A 24,291-nucleotide genomic window follows, 5' to 3' on the forward strand; every position below is an offset into this window, starting at 1 on the left:
TCTACTCCCCAAATTAACTCTTAATAAGACTATATCAGGAGGAAATAGTTCTCATAGTCTATAAATATGATTTATTACAATTAACAATAAATCATATACATAACTGTGATCATCAATGTATACAGTTAACCTACAGCCCAGAATTACGTATTCTTCCCTTCCGCTTCACTATTTAACCATACTGTTAATAATTGATAGGTTAAGCTCAGAACTACCGCCCCTACAAATAAACCAACGATACCAGACATCGCCATCCCACCTAATGCGCCGAGTAAAATAACGATCATTGGAATATGAGAGCCTCGGCTTAATAATATTGGTTTTAATACTGCATCACTGCTGCTCACCAATACACACCAAACAGCAAATAACACGCCTGATGTAGTGGTATCAACACTGAAAACATAAAAGATAACAGGTAAAAGGACTAAAATCGGTGGCAATTGAATAATAGCAAAAACAAGCACTAAGAATATCCATAAACCAAGTGCAGGCGCTGGAATACCAATAACCGCCATACCAAGTCCGGCCATGGTCGTTTGTATCACGGCAACACCAATAACTCCTTGAACGACACTTCTCACCGTCGTTTTCGATAGTTTAGTTAGCGCTTCACCATGCTCTCCGGTTAAGCGATTTGAAATAAGAATGAAGGCACGCTCGCATTTAGCGGCATTTGCCATGAAAACACCCGCAATGATGGTTGAGATAATAAACTGAATAAAACCACCACCAAGAGAGCCGACTAAAGAAGCCGCCTTACTCGCAACGACTTTCACTTCTGCGCTGTACTTAAATAACAGGCTTTCAAGATTTGAAGACGCAAGAAACATAAACGAATACGCCTCGTGCCCAATAATTGGCCACTCTTGCATGCTCTCTTTTGGTTTAGGTATCGCAATAGTCCCATCCTGATATCCTAAAAATAACTCCGTTCCACTGGTATAAATTCCTGTAGATAGCGCGACTAAAGGAATAAGCAACAATGCGACCCCAATAATGGTTAAGAGCATGCTCAACTTACTTTCACTGATTGGCGTTTTTTTACCAAGATAAGCAACTATTGGGTAGAGAGCAGTCGCAATAATACCGCCCCACACCATCAATAATAAGAAAGGCTTAAGAATAGAAAAGCACCATAAGACCAGAACAGAAAGAGCGCTGATCTTAATAAACGCATCAACAGCTTGGTTGGAGAAATTGTGTCCGAGTTTCATAAACATTCCTTGTTGCAAATAAAGGGCTTCACTTACTATGTATAGCTTATATTTACCAATAATTACTTTTGTTCTCGAGTAAACCACCAACATATTAATGACGCTAAGGTCACCATTATAACGCCTTGCCAAAACTGCATTGTTAGCTCAATGTCTAGAATCCACGCAGAAAAGAACGTAGAAAAAATAGGTGTAAAATATGAGAACGTTGCTAACAGTACCATGTTGCCGCCAATAATACCGATATTCCATAACGCATAACCACTGCCCATCACTATTCCAGCGAGCAATAAATCAATTATGGCATCACTCGTCATCACGATTGCACCTTCATCACTGATTGCGTATTTGCACCACAAGGACACTGCCGTTGCGATAAAAAACCAAGTAATTGCATTTTTACCATTAGCTAGTTTTTTAGTGACATTACAATAAATGGCCCAAAGAAATGCGCCCGTAAATGCCAACATATAGCTGATAGGGTTAGTTGCTGCATTAGCCATTAGTTGAGAAGCAGATAAACCGTCATCGCCACTCAATGTCCATGCAACCCCAAAAAAGGACAATAATATTGCAGGATAAATCACCTTACTTACGGGTTTATTACTCACAAGCACAGCAAAAAGAACCGTCAATGAAGGCCATAAATAATTAATAATGCTCATTTCAACCGCTTGATTACGGCTGTTTGCCATACCAAGCGCTAACGATAAACACATTTCATAACTAACAAATAGACCACCACCAATCAGCAAGTAACGCGGTGAAAACAAACTAAGTTTTGGTAACCCAATAACAATCATTAAAAACAGTGAGCCAACACTGTATATCATTGCGGCACCGCCAATCGGCCCTAATTGCTCGGTCACATTACGAATTAACCCAACAATTAAACTCCATAATAAAATGGCAGAGCAACCTGCTACGGTGTATTTATATGAAGCATTCAACTTAACAGTATCCTAATGAACAAAAAGAGAAACTATATTTTACCATTGAAGTCACCCATATATTCAAAATAAAAATGAAAACGGCATGAATAATGCTTAATGATTCACAATAGAAATACTTCTTTTACCACTAATATTATCTTCAATATACTATTTGTGTCATGATTTATTTCGAAGCTAAATTTATTACTAAAATATTAAATACACATTATTTATATAATTATCATTACAACAAAAGATGAAACACATTATGCTAAAAAATTTATCGCTTAAAAACAAGCTTGCTATCTCCGCAAGTGCCGCCATTATACTCGGGGGAGTATTAGTTGAGGCCCTTTCCTTTAAAGCCTCACTAGATCGCTTAGATACTGAAGTTGAACAGCGACTAGAAAGTACCACCGCTTCATATAATCAATACGTTACTGATTGGATTCTTTCTAAAGAACGAGCACTCACGTCATTACCTACTGAAGCCAAAAACGATGCTATCGTTACCCACTTAAAACAAATTCGCGATTCTGCAAAATTTGATAATGTATTCCTTGCTTACCCTGATGGCTCTCAAGCTAACGCAAATGGCGTTATCCTTCCTCCTGGTAATGATGACCCAAGAAAGTGGGGATGGTACACAAACGCAGTTGCCACACCTTCAAAAGTATTTATGGATAATCCAACCATTGCTGCTGCAACTGGCGCAAATGTTGTTTCTTTAGGGAAGGCATTAAGCCTTCACGGTCAGCAAGTGGTTCTTGGCGCAGACGTTGAGATTACTGATATCTTAAACAGCATGGAAAAAGTAATTATTCCTGGTTCTGGGTTTATGTTCATTGCTAATGATAAAGGTAATATTTTTACACACCCGAATACAAAATTACTGAATAAATCAGTTTCTACTTTAGGGTTGGATTTCTCCACCATTCAAAAAGCAACAAATAGTCACTCTAATATCTCTATTGAGATAGATGGTGATGAATACATTATGTATGCTCAAAAAATTGAAGACACAAGTTTAATCACTATTAGTGTAATTAATTATGACTCGCTAGTTGCCCCTCTATTTGATGCCGTATCAGGACAGGTTCTAGTCACAGCGATTGTTGTCATTATCTGTACGTTACTATTCAATTTACTGTGTAGTATTTTATTCCGTCCATTAAATAATGTCTCTCAAGCCCTTGCTCAAATTGCCAATGGTAGTGGAGATTTAACTCAACGAATTCATGTTGAAAATAAAGATGAAGTTGGTGAACTGGCTAATAACTTCAACACATTTGTAGAGAGCCTTCAGCAACTAATTCAACATATCCGTTTACAATCGCAGCAACTTACTGAAGGTTCAGAACAAAGTACTAATCGTGTAAATAATTCAGTGAAAGAATTAAACCTTCAACAGCAAGAAATCACCATGGTTGCTACCGCTGTAACTGAAATGGCATCAGCTACGCGTGAAATTGCGTCTCACGCCGAACAAACGGCAGAAGCTGCACAAAACTCATCAAGCAGTACCCAAAAAGGTCATTCTCTTGTTATTGAAACAAAAGCATCAATCAATAACCTAGCAAATGAAGTGAATGAAGCCAGCATGGTAATCAGTGAGCTTCAGCAGCACTCTCAAGAAATCAATACTGTATTGGCGACTATTCAAGGTATTGCAGAACAAACGAATTTACTTGCGTTAAATGCAGCCATTGAAGCCGCACGAGCAGGAGAGCAAGGGCGAGGTTTTGCTGTTGTTGCTGATGAGGTTCGAGTGTTATCTCAACGAACTCATACATCAACAGAAGAGATTAAATCGACAATTGATATCCTTCAACAAACAACAAGTCGTGCCGTTAACTTGATGAAAAGTAGCTCTGATCTGGCAAATAGCTCTGTAGAAGACGCAGATAGAGCAACACTAGCACTCGAAGAAATTAGCTCGTCAGTTACTTTAATCAGCGACATGGCGACTCAAATTGCGACAGCCGCTGAAGAACAAACTCACGTAACTGGTGAGATAACTCAAAATGTCACATCCATTAAAGATGTGACAGACCTGCTTGTTATCGATTCAACAGATAGTTTAACTCAATCCCATTCACTCAAAGAGCAAGCCGTTAATTTAAGTGAAAAAGTAGCTACCTTTAAGCTTTCATAATAAGCAGTCTAAATGGTAGGAGTGATATTTAACTCACCACTTCTACCGTTTTATGTTGAGGACCTAAATACGTCCCTTCATCTATCAGATAACGTAGCGATTCTTCGCACTCAGGGCATTCAAAAATCTCATTCGGCTCAATGGCTTCTTCTTCAACCCATTCCCAGCCAATATGTTCTTCACAACTTGGGCAGTCCATTTTTCATTCCTCTTAACTATTTTCGGCGAGTGTAATTAACCTAAAACAAAAAGTCATCATCTTGCAGGCGAAATAAATCGCACCACCCTCTTATCAAACTAGAAATTATCAATTACTCTTAATCTAATAATCTTTTGTTATCTGTTTTTAGTCTCATTTTCTTGGTGATTTATGCTTAATCCTCTTTGGCTCAATACCTTTTGTACTTTGGTTGATATTGGCCATTTTACCCAGACTGCAGAAAAACTCTTTATGACTCAGCCTGGGGTTAGTCAGCACATTAAGAAGCTAGAACTGGCGTGTGGCTATGATCTGTTAAAGCGAGAAGGGAAAAGCGTCGATCTCACCGAGCAAGGTCGTCTAGTATACAATTATGCACACCAGCAGCGACGCGATGCAGCCAACCTAGTTGAAGCATTAAGTTTTGATGACCCATATAAAGGATTGTGTAAGTTTGCTTGCTCAGGGGCCTTAGCATTATCTCTGTACCCAGAATTTATCAATCTACAAAAGAGTCACCCCGATTTAGTGACTCATGTTGAAGTTGCCCCAAACAGTAAAATATTAGATGAGATACAACGCGGACAAATTGATATTGGTATCGTAACTCATCAGCCAACGCCCAATCTATTTCGTAGTGAAGAAATTAGTAAAGAGCCGCTCTGTTTAGTATTACCAAAACACCATAAAAACACGGTCATAACTTGGGATGCCTTACTGGCATTAGGATTAATAAAACACCCCGATGCAGAGCATTATCTATCACTTTATTTTGATCTTTGCCAAGATGTAGCTCTAGAAAAAGGCAATGTGAATGAAATTCCAGTAACCAGTTACATAAATCAATTAAGCCAAATTCTATTGCCTATTGCACAAGGAATTGGGTTTACGGTTCTTCCACAAAGTGCGATTGATGCCTTTCCTTATAAGCAGGATTTACATATACACCAACCAACAACTCCGGTTTTAGAGAGCTTATTTTTAGTACAAAAGAGAAATAGAGATTTACCGAAGAGATACCAAGCTCTGATTAAAAAGCTTAAAGAAACATTAACGTAAATTGAATTAGTTTTCTTTCACTTTATCAATGATGAAATCCAAAAAAGCACGAATATATGGCTTAGGATATTGAGCACTTTTGTAAATTGCAAAAATTTCACCACTACTGCTTTCGCCATGAGTTGTTGTCCACTTAGGTAATACTGGAATTAATAGGCCACTTTCAATGTAGTCCGCCGTCATCCAATTAGAGAGCAGCAGTACCCCGGTCCCTTTTAGTGCTGCGTTCAATAGTGGCGATCCTCCTTTTGAAATTAGATTCCCCGAAACTGAAATCTTTTTCGATATATTTCCTTTTTTAAAATACCAATGATTTCTTTGCCTTTCATGGCTAATAAGCAAACAATTATGATGAATCAAATCATCCGGCTTCTCAATTGCCGCATGACTCGCTAGGTAATCAGGGGAAGCCACTAAAGATGTATTATTTTCCATTAACTTACGTGCTTTCAAACGGCTATCTTGAGGGGTGCCAATACGTATCGCTATATCGATATTTTCACTATTAAGATCCACCAAGTTGTTATCTAGTTCTAACTCTATCTGTACTTTTGGATATAAAGATAAAAACTCAGGAATTAAAGAAGCGAGAACTAAATTACCGAAGCTTTCAAAGACAGAGATACGTAACATACCTTCAGGCTCTTCATTATGCCCCTTCATTTCACTCAATAACTTATCACTCTCTTGCAGCAACTTAATTGATTGTTGGTGAAAATAAAGCCCCTCTTCAGTCAAAATTAACTGGCGTGTACTTCGTTTAAATAATGTCGTCTGCACCTTATTTTCAAGGTTATCGATGTTTCTCGCAACCGATGATGGCGCCATATGTAACGCATGGCCGGCTTGAGAAAAACTACCAGACTCTACCACCTGATCAAATACTCGAATTAAATCTAACACACTCCCACCTTTGCGTTTTATGCAAAATTATTTCAGCTTTAATGACTATTCTCTCTTTTTATCGAATTATGCACAATACACACATCGCAATAAGGCGCTAACAAAAAACATAAAGAGAGATTAATTATGACTACACGTATTGATATAGCAAAAATCCAACCAAAAGCTTTAAATGCAATGCTTTCTATTGAATCTTACCTAGCTGGCGTGACGTTATCTGCTGAATTAAAAGAGCTAATTAAGATCCGCGCTTCAATGATCAATAAGTGTGCTTACTGCATTCAAATGCATGTGCCAGAAGCAGAAAAAGCAGGTGTAGAAGCACAAAAACTGTTTGCTCTAGCAGCATGGAAAGAGTCACCACTATTCAACGCAACAGAACGTGCTGTATTAGCATTAACAGACGACATGACACTAATCGCTCTTGATGGTGTTTCAGATACAGTCTATCAAGAAGCTTTAGAGGTTCTGGGTGAAGAACAACTAGTACAAGCAATGATGCAAGTAATCATGATTAATGCTTGGAATCGCTTTGCATTAGCGACACAAATGACGCACTAATCCGCCACATTATTGCCCTTCTAGTCATGTTCGTCGGTCATTCCAATGATCATGGCTAGCTTTTTCGCCATAAAATGAGAACATCATGAAACGTATTTTAGTCTTACTTGCCCACCCTTTAATTGAAAGCTCTACGATTAACCGCACGCTGGTAGAAGCGTTATCTAAGCATGAACAAGTGACTACACATAACTTGTACCAAACCTACCCAGATTTCCAGATTGATACAGAGAAAGAGAAAGAGTTGCTGCTTTGTCATGATGTTATCGTGTTTGTATTCCCGATCTATTGGTACTCTAGTCCGTCTTTATTAAAAGAGTGGCAAGATTGCGTTTTAGAATATGGGTTTGCTTATGGTTCTAAAGGCAATAAACTTCACGGTAAAACGTTATTATGCATGACAAGTACAGGCAGCCCGCTTTCAGCTTATCAACCAGATGACAGCCAAGAGTCAATCATGAAAACCTTATTAATGCCTATTGAAAAAATGGCTCAAGATACAGGATTGAATTATCTAGAACCAATCACACTATATGGCTCAAGAACAGCAGTAGAAGAAGGTCGATTAGCCCCTCACGTTACTCATTGTATGGATAAAATAAATGCGTTGTTGTCTAAAGAATAAAAGAAAGGTTTATTGTATCGAGCGTGGGTATTTCAGCAGTGTCTTAATGTTTTACAAAGCCCTAAAACCAAAAAACTCCTGACCATCAGGAGTTTTCTATTTTTACCACTTTTTAGCCGCGTCTTTTGCAGTGTCTTTCCAATATTGAATTCGCGCACGTTGCAATTGGGCTTTTCTTGTTCTTTTCATAAAATACTTCCTTTAATCACTCGCTCATCTTTGAGCTGCTATCATAATTCTTAATGACCTATTCAATCTATAGTAGAGTTGAGTTCTTTGCGAGGATCAAGATCACGATTTTTTAAAAGTACTGCATGTTTTTACGTGAAATTTATGAGGAAGGTAACATTTTATCAATATTAGTAAATTATTAGCCAAATAATGACGGGAATTAGTATAAAAATAGAAAGTTGGATGTATATAACAAAGCTATCAAAAAGATAAAACACCCCATTATCATTTTTTAAATTATACGAGAATTTTCAATAGCTTATGATTACCTTGTACGTAACCATACGTACTTAGTAAACTTTTTTGAGGGTAGTAATCGCATTTTCAGAGAAGAATATTGACTGATGCTTTCTTAGAAGAAGCCAATGATGATTATGTTTAAAAAGCGTGACACTAATTAAAACGAAATTGAAAAATCGCCAATAGGTTGATTATTACTATTGGTAATACTTCCTTTACCTGTCTCTTCACAATATGAAAAATCAATATCAAACGAGTCTAACTCGCCTTTCATTAGTATGTTACGTAATAAAACATCACTGTTTAGTTGATGAATTAGTGCGTCCCATGAAACATTATTTTTGAAAATAGTAAAATTTACGTTCATTAAATACCTTTTGTATTTTATAAATAAGAAATTTTGTTAATTTTCAACCTAATATAAAACTATAGCTAGGCTAAAAAATATTAAAATAGAGTAATAGATTTATGTTACAGAAAAATGATTGGATTAAAACTAAGATGGTAGAAGTAACTAAGAGATGTTATGACAAGTACAAAACAGGAGCAGATGTTTGAAATGTTGATATCTTACAAAGTAGAACTAAATCGAGTATTAATAAAGCATTTAAAAGTAGCGCAAATGGTACGAATACCATCTGCGCAACTTATTTGAAATTAAGCAGCTACAACGTTAGCAGCTTGAGGGCCTTTTTGGCCTTGCTCAACTTCAAAAGAAACTTTTTGGCCTTCAGCAAGAGTTTTGAAACCCTCTGAAGCGATAGCACGGAAATGTACGAATACGTCAGCGCCGCCGTTATCTTGAGTGATAAAACCGAAACCTTTCTCTTCGTTAAACCATTTAACGATACCAGTTGTTTTAGACATGTAATGTCCCTTATATTTAAATTCATAAAAAATCGCATAATGCGATGTGCTTAGAGCTTGAATTATTAAATGTGACGACAAAGCTAAGGGAAACACTGAGAATAACGACATTACGAAGAAATACTAAGGCTTACTTTTACTTGATGTTCATTAACAACTCTGAGCAACAGAGCGAGAGGTATAATACCCTAGAACCAAGCATTGTAAAGGTATTTCTTCATGAAACGGTTAAAATTTACACAAGCAAAGAGGTACCAACCACACTTTTAGATAAAAAAATTAAACTATCAATTTGATTAACATCATTTATATCACAGATCACAGTTCCAATTTACTCGTACATTCACTGCCTTCGTATTGCCACATAATGCCTAGATGCTCTTATTATCGTAATCTAACATTACGGATATAAGCGATTAAATTGGGACTCTCTTTAGATATCATGATGTTATTAAGTAGCCATTATAATCCTATTTCACGGAGTATTTACGCATGAAAAAAATTGTCCCATTCATCCTCCTCGCCTTTTTTAGCTTGCGTTTATTTGCTTCTGTCGGCCCTCATGTTCAACAGTTAGAACATGATAGCTTCATTATTTTACGCTCTGCACTTATTGTGGGCGCACTCTGTTTTATCGTGTCATTGATTATTAAAAAATTTAAGAAGCCAACTCCAATAGCGATAAAATCTGAAGATGACATAAATTAACGCAAAAAAAAGAGTGACCATTTTAAGTCACTCTTTTACATTCACCTTTTTCTACTTATACCATTCTGGATAAGTAGTTGTTCAAATAATTGCGTAGGAAAAATCGATTTTAACAAGCAAGAATGATCAAATACTATGTAGATTGGTATTACGCTTCATGCTTATAAACATGAACATCACGTTGTGGGAATGGAATACTCACACCTTCTGCATCTAATCGCTTCTTAACCGTTTCAGTGACTTCCCAATATACATTCCAATAATCATCTGTTTTAACCCAAGGGCGAACAATAAAGTCCACTGACGATTCATTTAGTGTATGCAATCTAACCATAGGTTCTGGTGTTTTTAGTACTAATGGGTGGCTCTCTAGGATATCAGTAAAGATAACTTTTGCTTTTTCAATATCATCTTGATAACCAATACCAAATACCATGTCTACACGACGCTCAGTTTCGATTGTTACGTTCTTAATCACATCACCCCAAATTTTATTGTTTGGGAAAATTAAGTTTTGGTTATCTACCGTTTTGATTGTAGTAGATACAAGATTCATACGATTCACTTTACCTACGATACCACCGAGATCAACCAAATCACCTACATCAAATGGGCGATAAATCAGAATCATCATGCCAGATGCAAAGTTAGACAATGTGTCTTTTAATGCAAAACCAATAACCACACCTGCAACACCAAAACCAGTTAACAGTGGACCCAAATTAATGCCAATTTGAGATAACGCAATCAAAATACCGATCATCATGATGAACTTTGAGCCCATAGACACAAAGAACTCCTGCATTAACTTGCTGAACTTCATTTTAGAATGAGAGACACTTTTCTTTATTGCTGTTTTAGCCAGTCGAGAAAGGAAACTTGTCACCCAAAGAATAAGCGAAAAAATAACTAATTTAACAATAATAGATGGCGTATTCTCTACCGCCCAATCTTTAAAGTGTGTAACCCACTCTTCTGTTAAACCATAAGCAACGCCGATGTCCAATACATCGCTGTTGATATCGCCTGTTACAGAGAAAATAAGTTGTTTATACTCTGTAATATCAATATTGTTTTGCTCCATTAATGCCGTCGTTACTTCTAAACTCGCAACCATTAATGAAACTCGTTCAGACAAGTTCGTCGCATCTTGTGCTAGCAGATCTTTTTTCTCTACTGACGCATATTGCATACGTTTCGCAATGTCTGATTTTTGTGATTCAAGATAATGAATAATGTTTGCCAATAAATCTGCACGATTTGTTAGTTCTTTTAAAATGGCTGTTTTTTCTTTGATGAAATCAATATTTAGTGTTTCACCCCATGATAATGTTTTGAATGCTTCTTCATAATACATATCCATGATGCCAAGGCGTTTTTGTGCAGCAAATTCTAAATCGTCTTTCTCATCGCCTTTCGCTTTACGGACTGCTTTAGTCAATTCAACCAAATCTTGATGACTTAGTTGCAATAACTCGCCCATAAGGACCATCTCTGAACGAACAACGCCATCAAGCCCTTTAGCTCTTGGGTTTTCTTGCAGCTGTAATTCAATATCCGCTCGAACTTTGTCATTTTTACGACGTAACACATCTTCAAAAAACAATTTATCGGCAGGATCAGCGGTAGATAACTGTACTAATCTTTCTTTTAACTCTTGTTGAACCGTAACCATGCTATCAACTGATTGAGCATCGGCTGAAGCCATCATACTCATCATTAATAACAAAGCGGCAAAATACTTCTTAATCATAAAAAACGTCCTATATAAATCATGACCATATAATAATTGATGCCTATCCATTCTCATTCATAAAAATTACAAATAATAGTATTGAATGATGGAAGCTTGTTCATTTGTTGAGGACTTGTGATGCGAAAAGTATCTATTTGATTTTATATATTCACTTTTTTGTTTTTACTCTGAGAATTTATTGTATAAAAAAAGGCGCAGCCACAAAGTGGATACGCCCTCGTCTTTCTCTGAAATTTTATAATGCCGACATGATCGTTTTTAGTTCAGCATTCAACTCTTCGTTACGTAACTCGCCTTTTTCAATATCAAAGTTATCATAAAAACTAGGTACAGAAAGTGAGCCCTTAACCTCTGCTGAAAAGTAAGGCGCAGAGCCTGTAGCCGCAGCTAATACCGTTGCTGCACCACCAGGGCCAGGAGACGTAGCTAGCATTACAACTGGTTTGCCTTGATACACTTTCATATCAATACGAGATGTCCAATCAAACACATTTTTAAATGCTGCTGCATAAGAGCCATTGTGTTCAGCATAAGAAATAACAACAGCATCCGCTTCACCAATTTTTTGGAAAAAAGCTTTCGCTTGCTCAGGTTGACCTAACTCTTTTTCTTTGTCTTCACTAAAGATAGGCATTTCATAATCATTAATGTCTAACACTTCCACTTCAGCACCAGCCACTAAACCTGCTGCATACGTTGCTAATTGTTTGTTAATTGATGTTGAACTGCTGCTTGCTGCTAATGCTAAAATTTTCATAGGGATACCTTCATAATCAGTTTGAATAAAAAGAGTAGTTAATGCTCTGCTCTTTTCAAATATATTGCTCTTGTTTGCGATGGGATAACTATAATTCATTCACAGATATTGATTAATAGCCTAAATGTGCAATGATTGTTTCCATATGACACTTAATAAATCTAAAGATACGCAAATATGGCATTTAATTCAGCATTATTTGATGGCATGGTCATTTTCTCAGAAGTCGTGACCAGCGGCAGCTTTACCCAAGCAGCATTAAACAGTGGGCATTCGACCTCCTACATCAGTAAAGAGATAGGGAAACTAGAAGAGCGTTTAGGCGTTCGCTTACTTCACCGTACAACTCGAACACTACGTCTAACGCCTGAAGGCGAACTTTATTTTCAGCAATGCCAACAGCTGATTGAAGATGCACAAATGGCTGAAAATGCGATTACCGGACAGCAAGAAAAACCTAAAGGTCGATTAAAAGTCAGTTGCCCTGTTGGGTTTGCTCTTTCACGCTTACGCCCGATTCTTGGTAAATTTACGGATTTATACCCAGACATCACGCTTGAGTTAGACTTAAATGACAGAAAAATTGATATCGTTGCAGAAGGGTTTGATGTGGCACTCCGCGCATCACATCAACTTGAAGATTCTAGCTTGATCAGCCGTCGATTTTTACGATCAAGAGCCATCACCATTGCGTCACCAGACTATTTAAAACAGCATGGGGCACCATTGCATCCTAATGAACTCTCAGAACATAAAACCATTGGTTATGCGTATGTAAAACAAGGCGCTGTTTGGGATTTTGTAGATAAAGACAATCACCCTATTGCTGTACCATTGCAATGTCAGGTCATCACTAACAATTCATTTATGGAGTTATCGTTATGTTTGGCAGGGCAAGGGATAACACGTATCCCTCACTTTCATTTAACCGATGAATTAGAAACAGGAAGACTGGTTGAGCTATTTGCTGATTACCCTGAATTAACCATTGATATCTTCATGGTTTATCCTAGTCGTAAACATATGTCAGCCAAGGTACGTTGCTTTATGGACTTTATTTTCGAGCACCTTGGCGAATAAATGATGCCTATTTAAGATACGTTATTTGCATATTCTTCTAACAGTGCTTCGAAACGCTCTAAACCTCTTAATGGGTCAAAGTCTGTCTCTTCTAGTACAAGTTCACGCATAGAAGTACTTGCCTCAATAGAACGTTGCAAGTCATCAATGGCTTGCACTTCAGCCCCTAATTGCGCATACGCACAAGCACGTTGAAATAATGCGTGTGCATTTTGATCATCTACTTCTAAAACACGATTACATAAATTCAATGCCCAATGGAATTCACGCATCTCCATTGCCGCATCCGCTTTATAGGTTAATGCTTCTAAATCACCCGGTCTTACTTTTAGGATCTCATCGTAAATATCCATTTTCTGTTCCGGTGTTTGAACACTTTGAGCTCTCAACCATAAGTTATGAACTTCATTAATGATTTCAATTTCACGGTTATTCTCAGTGATAATTCGTGTTTTACGTTTTAGATCTCGCTCTAACGCTACAAATTTTTTCTCATAATCTTGGGCTATTTTATTGAGCTGCTTATCTGCCATCTCTTTGGTATTTTGCTTCATCTCTCTTAATGATTGCCATCCAATCAACGCAATAAGAGAAGCGACCGCAGCAATGACATAGAAAAAATACGTTACCGTTGTATTCGAGTAATTTAATGATTTATCAGCAACCGCTAACTCTCGATCAGTAATTTGTATCGTTAAACGTCGCTCTAGATCTTGTTGCTCCATTCGTAATGCTTTTAGTTCATCTAAAATATAACGCTCCATTAATGGACGATCTAAATACTCTTGTTCTGAATAAGTCACTTCTTCTGCCTGCAATGACAATGAAGTAAAAAGAGTGATGAGAAGCAAAAAGAAATGTCGATACATAGGAATACCCTTGTTAATCGTGTATTTAGAAGTGATATACATAAAGATAACACATCCAAGACAGCAACACCCGATTAACAAAGAAAACCAATTAAAAGCCCATCACCATAGAGCCGACAAGTAAACCTGCCATGCTGTAATTAAAAAACTTCAAATGCTTTGGTGTTTTCAATCTTTTTTGTAACTCTTTACCCGCAACAGTCCAAAAACTTACGGTAGGCACATTAATACAAATAAACACAAATGCGATTAGAAACACACTAAACATATCTGCACTGGTCGCGTAAATACTCATAACCGATAATGCCATTGACCACCCTTTTGGGTTAACCCATTGAAAGCTCGCAGCTTGTAGGAACGACATCGGTTTGTAGTCACCATTAATATTATCAACGGGTTTACTGCTCGCAATTTTATACGCCAGATAAAGTAAATACGCCGCACTGATGATCTGCAATGCCATCTCTAATTGAGGGTAGGTCTGAAAAATTTGAACTAAACCAAACCCAACTAAAACCAACATAAATGCAAAACCAAATATCACACCAAGCATGTGTGGAATAGTACGAACAAAACCAACGTTCGCTCCTGAAGTCATCAACATAATGTTATTTGGTCCAGGCGTAAACGCGCCAACAAAAGCAAATGTGGTTAAAGCAAGTAAATAGGTGTAATCCATAATAAACATCTTATAAAAATAAATTCTGCTTGTATCTTAATGCGAGACTGAGTAAATTTTCTGTCTATATTTGTTTAAAATGAAATTAATACGCAAGGATTAGTCGCAATGGATAGATTTGACGAAAGAATATTGCAAGAGTTAAAAAAGAATGGACGACTCACTAATGTAGAGCTATCTGACCGTATTGGATTATCAGCTTCCGCAACACTGCGCCGTGTACAAGAATTAGAACGAAATGGGACAATTCAAGGCTATCGTGCGGTATTAAATCCAAGCAAATGTGGAGTAGGATTCGTTGCTTATGTAACAATTGGATTATCTGATCACAGTAAAAAATCGCAAAAAGATTTTGAAGAACAAATCATGGAATCGAAAGAAGTGACAGAGTGCCACAATATTACGGGAGCAAATGAATATTTATTACGAGTTGAGACCGAGAGTCTCGCATCCTACAAGCAGTTTCATTCAAACGTACTTGGGGAGATCTCTCAGGTCAACTCAATTGGCACCTTGGTGGTGATGGACACCCCTAAAGATGAACGTACCTAGATAATACCAGTTAGATATGCAGGTATTTACCTAGAAACGTATTGTGGCTCAGCTGATGTAATTGTTTACTTGAACTGATGATCATTTTTACTGGAACAATAATAAAATAGATTGAGGCAAGAACAACCATAGCAGGGTCAGCAAGCTCCGCATAATGGGCATGCGATGTCAACAACAACAATTTTGCCACCATAAAACCAATAAATACAGCAGCACTGATCACTGTATCCATTAACCATTGCTTTGCTTCAGCTTCAATTAATGCCGAGTTAACAGCACGACCTTGTGTTTTCATTACCCAATAACTGGTGTAACAACCAATCATGCTAAACACACCAAAAGCTAATGCGATACCGGTATTCACTTCTCGGCCACCATCCATAATCGCTTCAACTGCAGAAATAAACGACAGTACACACATTAAGGTAATTGCGATCCCCTTTAGTAAAATCACTGAAGACTCAATTACCTTAACGCGCTTAATGTTTTTCGCTACCTCTTCTTTTCGAATATACATCACAGCAGCAAGCGACACTAAAGTGAGCCCTAAACTGACAAGTGAATACACACCATCAAAAATAATCACTAATGAATGGATCAATGAACCCAATGTAATACCTATCATGGCAAACAATAACGCTGAAAATGTAGAGATAAGCAATAACTGCCTCTCTTTATGAATTGAATATGACATAATTTACCTCTTCGACTTATTTTTCGTCTTTTTTATATATACAACGCATCATATAGTCTAAATTGGTGATAGGATAATCAGTCAGCGTCAGGTTATTCGTCGCTTAGCTAAAAAGAGCATAAATTACCGAGAAATAATCATGAAAACCAGTCAGATTGAAATGCTTTTATATACAGTCGAATTAGGCTCTATTGCAGAAGCGGCTCGTAAGCTTCAAAAAAGTCGAACCACTGTCAGTGCCGCATTAAGCACCCTTGAAGATGAGCTTGGAGTAACCTTATTAGTTCGTACTGGCAACCGTATTACCCCTACCGAAATAGGTGAATCAATCGTTAATGACTGCCGACGTATGATGGTTATTAGCAACGATATTATAAGTAAGTGCTTACAATACAATGAAGGCATTGCTTCAACTATTCGTGTTGTGCGTGATGACTCACTGCCTGAACCCATTTGGCGTGATATCCTAACTCGCATGAGTCGAAAATTCCCAAATACCAGCATCTCTATTTATGTTGCTCCATCACCAGAGCTTGAAGAAATGATAGAGCAAAATATAGTTGATGTAGCGTATGGAATATTACCTATTAATAACCAACTTCTGCATGTTCAACAAAATGAGCTGGGACAAATTCGTATGATGTCGGTAGCACATAAAGAACACCCATTAAGCCGACTACGAAAAGTAAGCCCGACAGATTTGGAAAGCCACACAGAAATCATCGTTAATTACATTGATGATGATGAACTAATGGTATTTGAGCCAACATCCAGCAAATACATTGCACTTACTTTTTATGAGCACCTTCGTGATGCGGTATTAGATAAAACGGGATGGTCGTCGGTCCCTGCATTATTAATTAATGAGTATTTACGTGATGGTACGTTAAAGGTTCTCAAACATAACCGAGCAATGAACTGGCAATCTTTCGCAGAAATGACCAAAACGAACATGCCTCGTGGCGTTATTATTGACTGGCTATCTGAGCAAGTTGAAGATTATTTACTCGAAGTGTCTGAATAACGGTTTATATATCGCTCAATAAGCAGTACATTATCGATAATTTATTCGGGGCTCTAATATAGCCTATATTACGTTTTCTTATTCATGGGTTAATTATGAGCATTGAAACTTATCTTCTCTTTATTGCTGGCATGTTTGCCTTCTGTGCAATGCCAGGCGCTGATTTCTTTTTTGTCCTTTCAAGAGCCTTAGGAGGTGGAGCTAAAACTGGTATATATGCCGCTTTCGGTGTCGCTACTGGGGTTCTATTTCATACCTTTTTAGCTGTTATTGGTTTAAGTGCTTTATTGCTATCGTCAGCGACCGCTTTTACCATTATCAAATACATTGGTGCTGCCTATTTGTGTTACATCGGCTTTAAAATGTTTGCAGCTAAAGGTGGGCTCGGTGAACTCGAAGAAGCTAATCGTGTTTCAGACTTAAAAGTATACCGCCAAGGCATACTTACTAATGCGCTAAACCCTAAGGTTTGTCTGACATTCGTGGCTTTTATTCCACAGTTTTTAACGCCTGAAACCTCATCACCATCGATGATTGGCATGCTTGGGATCACAACCGCTATCATTGCGCTAATGTGGTTTATTTGCATTGCTGTTTTTGCAGCTAAATTCAGAACTGTAATAGCAGAAAGCAAAGCATTTTCTAATCTACTTAAATACGGTTTAAGCTCTTTATTAGTAGGTTTTGGCGCTAAGTTAGCACTGACTAACTAATACCGTTATAAAACGTTTAAAGGGTTGAAGTGAGCATATCTTCAACCCTTTTTTCTATTTTTAATATCTAGTTTTTATCATCGTTACCTTATAATCCAGCCATATTAATTTTATGACCTAAGTACATAACGTCGACTTTTGCGTACCCTAATGCTACTGCTTCAAACTTCTGGCTTAATTCTCGAGCATGTTCTTCATCTTTTGCCATGATAGATACAGAATAAGTTGGACGAGTAGAACCATCTTTCAATGTTTGAGTATTAATATACGACGAAGTCACTAGCCCCGATGCATTCAAAGAAACCACACGCTGTAAATCAATCCCAGTGACCCGATCCATTTCCATCCCATCAATATCAGTATTCCATTCAAACATCAGTGCATAGTTTTTATTTACCGGAGTGTTATCTAACCACTTCCCCCCTAACAACTGAATATTAGAAATCTTAACTATGTTTTCTTTATAAAAAGGAAGTGATGCTAGTTTACTTTTAACCTCTTTTTCACTATCTGCTTGGATCACAAAGCGAAGAATACCCATTGGTTTTCCGTCAATATCACTTTCAGAAATAAACATATCTTTAATTTCTTTTTGCTTAATTAATTCTCCGAATGCGGAACGTTGAGCACTCATTAACTCCAGTACTTTTTCGACATTGGTTGTATTCCAGTTTAATGAAACACCATAATCAGCTGCTTGTGTTAGCGTTGAAAATCCAAATAGTGATGCGATCAATAATGTTGATTTAATTAATTTTTTCATGACTTTATTCTCTTTAATTTAATGATTTTTGTATTGTTCTAATCAGGGATTACTTAAAAACGTGAGCGGTAAGAACGGTGGCACGCATTACAAGTATCTTGTGCTTGATATAAACCCGCCTCTGCTAATGCTTTATCTTGTTGTTGGCTTGCTTGATAAAGTTGAACAAAGCCACTATCCATCTCTTGCATCAATTGATTAAACTTTTCAGGTTTATTCCATATCGCTTCTTTGGCTTTACTGCCATCTTGGCTACCTTCCGGAAATGCTGTAGTTAGTAATTGGCTATGTTTAGAAAGTTCATGGCTGATCAATTCAATTTCGTTCCACTTAGGTGCATTTTCATCAATCATGCCTTCAACTTGCTCTGATTGATTTTCGATATGTACAAAAGCCTGTTGTCTTGTGTTAATGAGGTCAACACTTGCTTGAGCAAATGCAATATTTGGTAGTAAAACACATAAACTAAGTACTAATTTTTTCATTACTTTATCTCTAATAGATGTCTGTCTCGCTTCAAGTTGAATTTAATTTACATCACAATAGTTGCATATGCAACTATTGTGATGTAAATTATTTCTCGTAAGTTAAAACATCCATCAATTAGGAACAAGAAAATGAAGATTTGGGATTTACCAACACGCATATATCATTGGCTTCAAGCTCTGCTTTTTATTGGATTAGCCGCAAGTGGCTTTAATGGAGAAGGACCGCATGTCTATTTAGGTTTAGTCCTGTTTACTCTTATTATGTGGCGCATTATATGGGGCTTTGTTGGCAGTGATACGAGCCGTTTTAAAAAATTTATTGCTTCCCCAAAACGTACCATTCGTTATTTATTAGGAAAAGAACCATCAAAAGCGGGCCATAATCCAGCGGGGTCTTGGATGGTTATCGGGTTAATTTTCACTTTATTTACTCAATGTATTACCGGTATAGCGTTAGCGGGGTTATTCGATCACATCCCTTACTCTGATATCGTCTTAAATGATGATGTCTTTGATATTTTCGTTACCCTGCATGGAATATGTGCACGTTTGTTACCGGTATTAGTCATACTGCATTTAGTTGCCATTCTTTTTTATAAATTACGCTCAAAGCCGCTTGTTTGGGCAATGATTTCTGGCGTACAAAAAAAGCTGACAGAACATCAAATGTCATCAAACCTAGTATTTGTATCAAATAAGCGTGCATTATTGGTGCTAATTGCAACCGGATTAGTTACCATTGCAATAGTTGTAAGTGCAGGAGTTTAAACACAATGGAAGAATTTGATCGTCAAAGCAGCTTTGGATGGATGATTAACGTTATTGCCAACCAAGCCTCAAAGAATTTCGAAGCAGAATTAAAACAGCACGGCTTAACTGTTGCTCTTTGGCCAACCATGATGTGTTTATGGGAAGAAGAAGGAGTCACTCAACGTGATATTGCTGAAAAATCAAAAGTGGAAAACTCCACAACAACACGAACATTAGATAAATTAGAAAAACTTGGCCTTGTTGAGCGACAAGCAGATCCCAACAGCCGTCGTTCATTTCGTATTTACCTCACAGATGAAGGCCGAGCATTAAAAGAAACACTTTTGCCGATCCCTGTGAAGGTGAATAAAGAAGTACTTAGCTCTCTTAATCTAAACGAGCAAAAAGAGATGATTCGATTACTGCAAAAAATGGTCGCTACTGTATAAATTATCTCTAACAAAACACGATAAATAGCCCACTAGAATGGGCTATTTTTTTATAAAAAAAACATGAAATTGATCTATTTCACACAATAAAATACATAGAACTCTAACTAAATAAAAACATAAAAACGAGATCAATGTCGCATTAAAAGGCTAAAAAACACGCTTTTCTTGTGATTAGCTTCCTTTGCATCTCTAAAAATGCCAATAATAAAAAGGAACTTAATTAGAGTACAAAGGATATGTATTTACATATGACTATTGCAGCGCCCAGAATCTTGTGTTCAAGCATGGATATTGAATCCAGCAAAAAATGGACATTTAGAGAACCTTCAAGGACAGACGGTGACGATGTTTATGCATTGATCACCGAGTGTCCCCCTCTTGATATCAACTCTTCATACTGTAATTTCCTTCAATCTACCCATTTCAGTAAGACCTGCGTTTTAGCAGAGAAAGACGGCAACCTTGCTGGTTTTATCTCTGGTTACCATAAGCCTGATGACCCAAAAACATTATTCATCTGGCAAGTAGCAGTCTCTCCTCGCTACCGAGGTAAAGGTTTAGCTTACTCCATGCTAAATGAGCTTTTACAGCGAAAAAACCTCAAGCACACCGAATTCGTAGAAACGACGATTACCAAAGCCAACGACGCCTCTTGGTCGCTATTTAAAAAGCTGGATGCCGAGCATGGTGACCGAGGTGAAGTGACTACGTTTCTAGACAAAGAAGCTCATTTCAAAGGCAAGCACGATACTGAATATTTGTATCGTATCGCTCTAAAATAAAATAGGAATCATAAACGGACTCATCATGAATATTTTCAAGAAGCAAGAATCAAAAGTACGTTCATACTCAAACAGTTTTCCAGTTATCTTTCAAAAAGCAAAAGGATGTTGGCTAGAAACCGAAAGCGGCGAACGTTACTTAGACTTCCTTGCTGGAGCCGGATCACTCAACTACGGTCACAACAACCCAGTCTTAAAGCAAGCTTTACTTGAATACATCGAAACAGATGGTATTACGCACGGCTTAGACATGCACTCAAGTGCAAAAGCCACTTTCTTGAATGCATTGAATAACTATATTCTTGAACCTAGAAATCTAGATTATAAGGTTCAGTTTACCGGTCCAACCGGAACCAATGCCGTTGAGGCCGCTTTAAAACTGGCACGTAAAGTCACCAATCGAACTAACATTGTCGCCTTCACTAATGGTTTCCACGGGTGTACTGCAGGAGCATTAGCAGCGACAGGTAATCAACACCATCGCCAAGGTGCAGGTTTTAGCTTAAACAACATCACTCGCATTCCTTTTGAAGGTTATGCCGATATCGATGGCCTTAATCTGTTTGAAACCATGCTATCTGATAACTCAAGTGGTTTAGATAAACCTGCTGCTGTACTTTTAGAAACTGTACAAGGTGAAGGTGGATTAAACGTCGCATCAAATCAATGGTTACAACGTTTAAGCAAGATTTGTAAAGCCAACGATATTCTAATGATTGTTGATGATATCCAAGCTGGCTGTGGTCGTACTGGCACCTTCTTCAGTTTTGAACCATCAGGTATTAAACCAGATATGGTTACGCTATCTAAATCTATTGGTGGCTACGGCTTACCAATGGCGGTTGTCTTACTAAAACCAGAATTAGATGAATGGAAACCAGGTGAGCATAACGGTACTTTCCGTGGTAACAATCACGCGTTCATTACTGCTGCAAAAGCACTGGAGATTTACTGGGCAAACTCAGATTTTGAAACACACATCAAACAGTGCTCTCAAAAAGTCAGTGATGTCATTCTTCGTGCTGTAAAACGCTACCCTAAATTGTTTGTTCAACAAAAAGGTCGCGGCATGATGATTGGTATTGAGTGTAAAGACGGCATTATCTCAAGTGATATCGCTAAAGATTGCTTTAAGAACGGCATGATCATTGAAACCGCAGGTCCATCTGATGAAGTAGTGAAATTCTTCTGTCCATTAACGATCACAGAGTCAGAGCTAGAAGAAGGCCTAACTATCTTTGAAAACGCAATTGATAATATTGCAGAAAAACACTTCAAAAAAGCATCTTAATCAGGGACGATACAATGATTGTTAGAACACTAGACGAATGTCGTGATAGCGAACGACGCGTAGCATCAGAAACATGGGAAAGCGTAAGAATGTTGTTGAAAGACGACAACATGGGCTTCTCTTTCCACATCACCACAATTTACCAAGATACAGAAACGCATATTCACTACAAAAACCACCTAGAGTCAGTCTATTGCATGAGTGGCGAAGGTGAAATTGAAGTCATTGGCGGTAAAACCTACCCAATCAAACCGGGCACCTTGTACATTCTTGATAAGCATGATGAACACTACTTGCGTGCTTATAAAGATAAAGAAATGGTGATGGCGTGCGTGTTCAATCCACCAATCACAGGTGCCGAAGTTCATGATGAAAACGGTGTCTACCCTATCTTAGATTAAACACTCATTCCCCCTAGTGCTTATTTAAGTTAGTAGTAAATCCACTTGGGTTCAAGGTGACTCTAGTGGATTCTCCCTCTCAAAGTCAAAAAGGATTTACCCATGACTTATACCGTAGAAAAAATCGGCGGTACTTCTATGACTGCGTTTGACGCCGTTTTAGACAACATCTTTCTTCGCCCTCAGAATCCATATAATCGCGTTTTTGTGGTTTCTGCCTATGGTGGCATTACCGATTCATTACTTGAGTGCAAAAAGACAGGCAAACCTGGTGTTTATAAACTTATCGCTAAGCGCGACGATAGCTGGGATGAAGCATTAGAGTATGTGAAAAATCGTATGCTATTAACCAATGAACACCTCTTTATTGATCCTTTAAATCGTTTAAGAGCAGATAAGTTCATTTGCTCACGAATTGATGAAGCCAAAACCTGTATTTCTAATATTCTTGAAACCTGTCAATACGGCCAGTTTTCACTGCGTCGTTATTTACCTCAAGTGCGTGAATTTCTATCTTCTATTGGTGAAGCTCACAGTGCCTTTAACACGGCATTAAAGCTAAAAACCGTTGGAATTAACGCGAAGTTCGTCGATCTCTCTGGTTGGGATAACCAAACTCCGAGAACATTAGATGAAACCATCACTGATGTATTTAAAGATATAGATGTCACCACAGAGCTGCCAATTGTTACTGGCTATGCCTATTGCAAAGAAGGCTTAATGGGCACATACGATCGTGGTTACAGTGAAATGACCTTTAGTCGCATCGCGTCACTTACTCATGCTGATTTGGCGATTATCCATAAAGAATATCACTTAAGCTCAGCTGATCCGCGTGTTGTTGGCACAGATAAGGTATTCCCGATTGGACGTACCAATTACGATGTTGCTGATCAATTAGCAAGCTTAGGAATGGAAGCTATTCACCCTAATGCAGCGGCAGGGCTTCGTGAGAGCGACATTGAAATTCAGATTAAAAATACGTTTGAGCCAGAGCACAAAGGCACATTGATCTCATCAGATTACCAACCAGAAACCAACAAAGTAGAGATCATTGCAGGTAAAGAAAAAGTGTTTGCCTTACATCTGTTTGATCAAGCAATGGTCGGCCAAGTGGATAATGTCGGTTATGAGTTAATGGAAATTATATCAGACGCACAAGTGAGTTTAATTGGTAAAGAAATGAATGCAAATTCAATCACTTATTATCTTGGCGGTAGCACTGAAAACCTGAATAAGTTGTTATACAAAGCAGAAAAACGCTATCCAAACGCCTCTATTAAAGGTCGTATGGTGGCATTAATTTCGGTGATTGGCTCTCAGATTGATACCAACAAAGCATTAGCAAAAGGGGTTTTATCATTGATGAATAATGACGTCACCCCTGTAGCCCTACACGCTTCTATGCGTAACGTAAACGTGCAATTTGTAGTAAGCGATCAAGACTATCAAAACGCTATTCGAGCGCTACACCACGAGTTTTGTGAAGATATAGCCACCACACAAGTAAAAAATGAACAAGTCGCTTAAATTCCGTTTTACA

Annotated in this window: 28 protein-coding genes; 15 read left to right on the forward strand and 13 right to left on the reverse strand. The window is 37.7% G+C overall.

Going from position 1 to position 24,291, the window contains the following annotated elements; translation table 11 throughout:
• Positions 1-143: 143 nt before the first annotated feature.
• Together F8B77_RS02320 and yddG are read right to left on the reverse strand one after the other, a co-directional pair.
• Positions 144-1,217: an AI-2E family transporter gene (locus tag F8B77_RS02320; RefSeq protein WP_151653341.1), complete on the reverse strand. Its 1,074-nt coding sequence runs from the start codon at positions 1,215-1,217 to the stop codon at positions 144-146.
• A gap of 62 nt (positions 1,218-1,279) precedes the next feature.
• Positions 1,280-2,167 (reverse strand): aromatic amino acid DMT transporter YddG, encoded by an 888-nt coding sequence (gene yddG, locus F8B77_RS02325; protein WP_151653343.1) that lies wholly within the window; start codon positions 2,165-2,167, stop codon positions 1,280-1,282.
• Between the two features lie 250 nt (positions 2,168-2,417).
• Between yddG and F8B77_RS02330 the strand changes: the two genes are divergently transcribed.
• Positions 2,418-4,304 carry a methyl-accepting chemotaxis protein gene (locus tag F8B77_RS02330; RefSeq protein WP_151653345.1) on the forward strand — a complete coding sequence of 629 codons (1,887 nt, stop codon included), beginning with the start codon at positions 2,418-2,420 and terminating at the stop codon, positions 4,302-4,304.
• Positions 4,305-4,332: 28 nt separating this feature from the next.
• Here F8B77_RS02330 and F8B77_RS02335 read toward each other — a convergent pair whose 3' ends face one another.
• Positions 4,333-4,503: a hypothetical protein gene (locus F8B77_RS02335; RefSeq protein WP_151653347.1), complete on the reverse strand. Its 171-nt coding sequence runs from the start codon at positions 4,501-4,503 to the stop codon at positions 4,333-4,335.
• A 171-nt stretch (positions 4,504-4,674) separates the two neighbouring features.
• On the opposite strand from F8B77_RS02335, the gene F8B77_RS02340 reads away from it, so the two are divergent.
• Entirely contained in the window at positions 4,675-5,562 is an 888-nt protein-coding gene (locus tag F8B77_RS02340) for a LysR family transcriptional regulator (RefSeq protein ID WP_151653349.1), read from the forward strand.
• Between the two features lie 6 nt (positions 5,563-5,568).
• Here F8B77_RS02340 and F8B77_RS02345 read toward each other — a convergent pair whose 3' ends face one another.
• Positions 5,569-6,465 (reverse strand): LysR family transcriptional regulator, encoded by an 897-nt coding sequence (locus tag F8B77_RS02345; protein WP_151653351.1) that lies wholly within the window; start codon positions 6,463-6,465, stop codon positions 5,569-5,571.
• Between the two features lie 126 nt (positions 6,466-6,591).
• On the opposite strand from F8B77_RS02345, the gene F8B77_RS02350 reads away from it, so the two are divergent.
• On the forward strand, positions 6,592-7,026 hold the full coding sequence (locus F8B77_RS02350; RefSeq protein WP_151653353.1) for a carboxymuconolactone decarboxylase family protein: 435 nt from the start codon (positions 6,592-6,594) through the stop codon (positions 7,024-7,026).
• Positions 7,027-7,111: 85 nt separating this feature from the next.
• Positions 7,112-7,651, forward strand: a complete 540-nt coding sequence (locus tag F8B77_RS02355; RefSeq protein ID WP_151653355.1) for an NAD(P)H-dependent oxidoreductase — start codon at positions 7,112-7,114, stop codon at positions 7,649-7,651.
• 628 nt (positions 7,652-8,279) lie between these two features.
• Here F8B77_RS02355 and F8B77_RS02365 read toward each other — a convergent pair.
• Both F8B77_RS02365 and cspE read right to left on the reverse strand, forming a co-directional pair.
• A complete protein-coding gene (locus F8B77_RS02365) occupies positions 8,280-8,489 on the reverse strand; it encodes a hypothetical protein (RefSeq protein WP_151653357.1) in 210 nt (69 codons plus the stop codon).
• Between the two features lie 290 nt (positions 8,490-8,779).
• Complete coding sequence (gene cspE / locus F8B77_RS02370) at positions 8,780-8,989, reverse strand: transcription antiterminator/RNA stability regulator CspE (protein ID WP_012552262.1); 210 nt, start codon at positions 8,987-8,989, stop codon at positions 8,780-8,782.
• 492 nt (positions 8,990-9,481) lie between these two features.
• On the opposite strand from cspE, the gene F8B77_RS02375 reads away from it, so the two are divergent.
• Complete coding sequence (locus tag F8B77_RS02375; protein ID WP_151653359.1) at positions 9,482-9,697, forward strand: hypothetical protein; 216 nt, start codon at positions 9,482-9,484, stop codon at positions 9,695-9,697.
• A 148-nt stretch (positions 9,698-9,845) separates the two neighbouring features.
• Here F8B77_RS02375 and F8B77_RS02380 read toward each other — a convergent pair whose 3' ends face one another.
• Both F8B77_RS02380 and F8B77_RS02385 read right to left on the reverse strand, forming a co-directional pair.
• The gene (locus tag F8B77_RS02380; protein WP_151653361.1) at positions 9,846-11,450 is read right to left on the reverse strand and encodes a mechanosensitive ion channel family protein; all 1,605 of its coding nucleotides are present in this window, start codon (positions 11,448-11,450) and stop codon (positions 9,846-9,848) included.
• A gap of 238 nt (positions 11,451-11,688) precedes the next feature.
• A complete protein-coding gene (locus tag F8B77_RS02385) occupies positions 11,689-12,210 on the reverse strand; it encodes an NADPH-dependent FMN reductase (RefSeq protein WP_151653363.1) in 522 nt (173 codons plus the stop codon).
• Positions 12,211-12,387: 177 nt separating this feature from the next.
• Between F8B77_RS02385 and F8B77_RS02395 the strand changes: the two genes are divergently transcribed.
• Positions 12,388-13,290: a LysR family transcriptional regulator gene (locus F8B77_RS02395; RefSeq protein WP_151653365.1), complete on the forward strand. Its 903-nt coding sequence runs from the start codon at positions 12,388-12,390 to the stop codon at positions 13,288-13,290.
• Between the two features lie 11 nt (positions 13,291-13,301).
• On the opposite strand, the gene F8B77_RS02400 is transcribed toward F8B77_RS02395, so the two are convergent.
• The gene (locus tag F8B77_RS02400) at positions 13,302-14,159 is read right to left on the reverse strand and encodes a TPR end-of-group domain-containing protein (protein WP_151653649.1); all 858 of its coding nucleotides are present in this window, start codon (positions 14,157-14,159) and stop codon (positions 13,302-13,304) included.
• A gap of 91 nt (positions 14,160-14,250) precedes the next feature.
• Complete coding sequence (locus F8B77_RS02405) at positions 14,251-14,838, reverse strand: LysE family translocator (RefSeq protein WP_130047044.1); 588 nt, start codon at positions 14,836-14,838, stop codon at positions 14,251-14,253.
• 108 nt (positions 14,839-14,946) lie between these two features.
• Here F8B77_RS02405 and F8B77_RS02410 point away from each other — a divergent pair, with 108 nt between their 5' ends.
• Entirely contained in the window at positions 14,947-15,390 is a 444-nt protein-coding gene (locus F8B77_RS02410) for an Lrp/AsnC family transcriptional regulator (RefSeq protein ID WP_151653367.1), read from the forward strand.
• Between the two features lie 10 nt (positions 15,391-15,400).
• Here F8B77_RS02410 and F8B77_RS02415 read toward each other — a convergent pair whose 3' ends face one another.
• Complete coding sequence (locus F8B77_RS02415) at positions 15,401-16,084, reverse strand: cation efflux transmembrane domain-containing protein (protein ID WP_151653369.1); 684 nt, start codon at positions 16,082-16,084, stop codon at positions 15,401-15,403.
• Between the two features lie 139 nt (positions 16,085-16,223).
• On the opposite strand from F8B77_RS02415, the gene F8B77_RS02420 reads away from it, so the two are divergent.
• Both F8B77_RS02420 and F8B77_RS02425 read left to right on the forward strand, forming a co-directional pair.
• On the forward strand, positions 16,224-17,108 hold the full coding sequence (locus F8B77_RS02420; RefSeq protein ID WP_151653371.1) for a LysR family transcriptional regulator: 885 nt from the start codon (positions 16,224-16,226) through the stop codon (positions 17,106-17,108).
• A gap of 95 nt (positions 17,109-17,203) precedes the next feature.
• On the forward strand, positions 17,204-17,821 hold the full coding sequence (locus F8B77_RS02425; RefSeq protein ID WP_167512735.1) for a LysE family translocator: 618 nt from the start codon (positions 17,204-17,206) through the stop codon (positions 17,819-17,821).
• Between the two features lie 88 nt (positions 17,822-17,909).
• Here F8B77_RS02425 and F8B77_RS02430 read toward each other — a convergent pair whose 3' ends face one another.
• Together F8B77_RS02430 and F8B77_RS02435 are read right to left on the reverse strand one after the other, a co-directional pair.
• Positions 17,910-18,584, reverse strand: a complete 675-nt coding sequence (locus tag F8B77_RS02430; protein ID WP_151653375.1) for a hypothetical protein — start codon at positions 18,582-18,584, stop codon at positions 17,910-17,912.
• A 53-nt stretch (positions 18,585-18,637) separates the two neighbouring features.
• On the reverse strand, positions 18,638-19,069 hold the full coding sequence (locus F8B77_RS02435; RefSeq protein ID WP_151653377.1) for a c-type cytochrome: 432 nt from the start codon (positions 19,067-19,069) through the stop codon (positions 18,638-18,640).
• Positions 19,070-19,201: 132 nt separating this feature from the next.
• On the opposite strand from F8B77_RS02435, the gene F8B77_RS02440 reads away from it, so the two are divergent.
• The 6 genes from F8B77_RS02440 to F8B77_RS02465 all read left to right on the forward strand — a co-directional run bounded on the left by F8B77_RS02440 (position 19,202) and on the right by F8B77_RS02465 (position 24,278).
• The gene (locus tag F8B77_RS02440) at positions 19,202-19,840 is read left to right on the forward strand and encodes a cytochrome b/b6 domain-containing protein (protein WP_151653379.1); all 639 of its coding nucleotides are present in this window, start codon (positions 19,202-19,204) and stop codon (positions 19,838-19,840) included.
• 5 nt (positions 19,841-19,845) lie between these two features.
• Positions 19,846-20,271, forward strand: a complete 426-nt coding sequence (locus tag F8B77_RS02445) for a MarR family winged helix-turn-helix transcriptional regulator (protein WP_151653381.1) — start codon at positions 19,846-19,848, stop codon at positions 20,269-20,271.
• Between the two features lie 251 nt (positions 20,272-20,522).
• Positions 20,523-21,056: a diaminobutyrate acetyltransferase gene (gene ectA / locus F8B77_RS02450; protein ID WP_167512736.1), complete on the forward strand. Its 534-nt coding sequence runs from the start codon at positions 20,523-20,525 to the stop codon at positions 21,054-21,056.
• Between the two features lie 25 nt (positions 21,057-21,081).
• Positions 21,082-22,347, forward strand: coding sequence for a diaminobutyrate--2-oxoglutarate transaminase (gene ectB / locus F8B77_RS02455; protein ID WP_151653385.1), 1,266 nt, complete (start codon positions 21,082-21,084; stop codon positions 22,345-22,347).
• Positions 22,348-22,361: 14 nt separating this feature from the next.
• Positions 22,362-22,748: an ectoine synthase gene (locus F8B77_RS02460; RefSeq protein WP_130047052.1), complete on the forward strand. Its 387-nt coding sequence runs from the start codon at positions 22,362-22,364 to the stop codon at positions 22,746-22,748.
• A 102-nt stretch (positions 22,749-22,850) separates the two neighbouring features.
• Positions 22,851-24,278, forward strand: coding sequence for an aspartate kinase (locus F8B77_RS02465; protein WP_151653387.1), 1,428 nt, complete (start codon positions 22,851-22,853; stop codon positions 24,276-24,278).
• The last annotated feature ends 13 nt before the right edge of the window (positions 24,279-24,291 follow it).

The sequence above is a fragment of the Aliivibrio finisterrensis genome, from assembly GCF_008933155.1.
Lineage (GTDB): Bacteria > Pseudomonadota > Gammaproteobacteria > Enterobacterales > Vibrionaceae > Aliivibrio > Aliivibrio finisterrensis.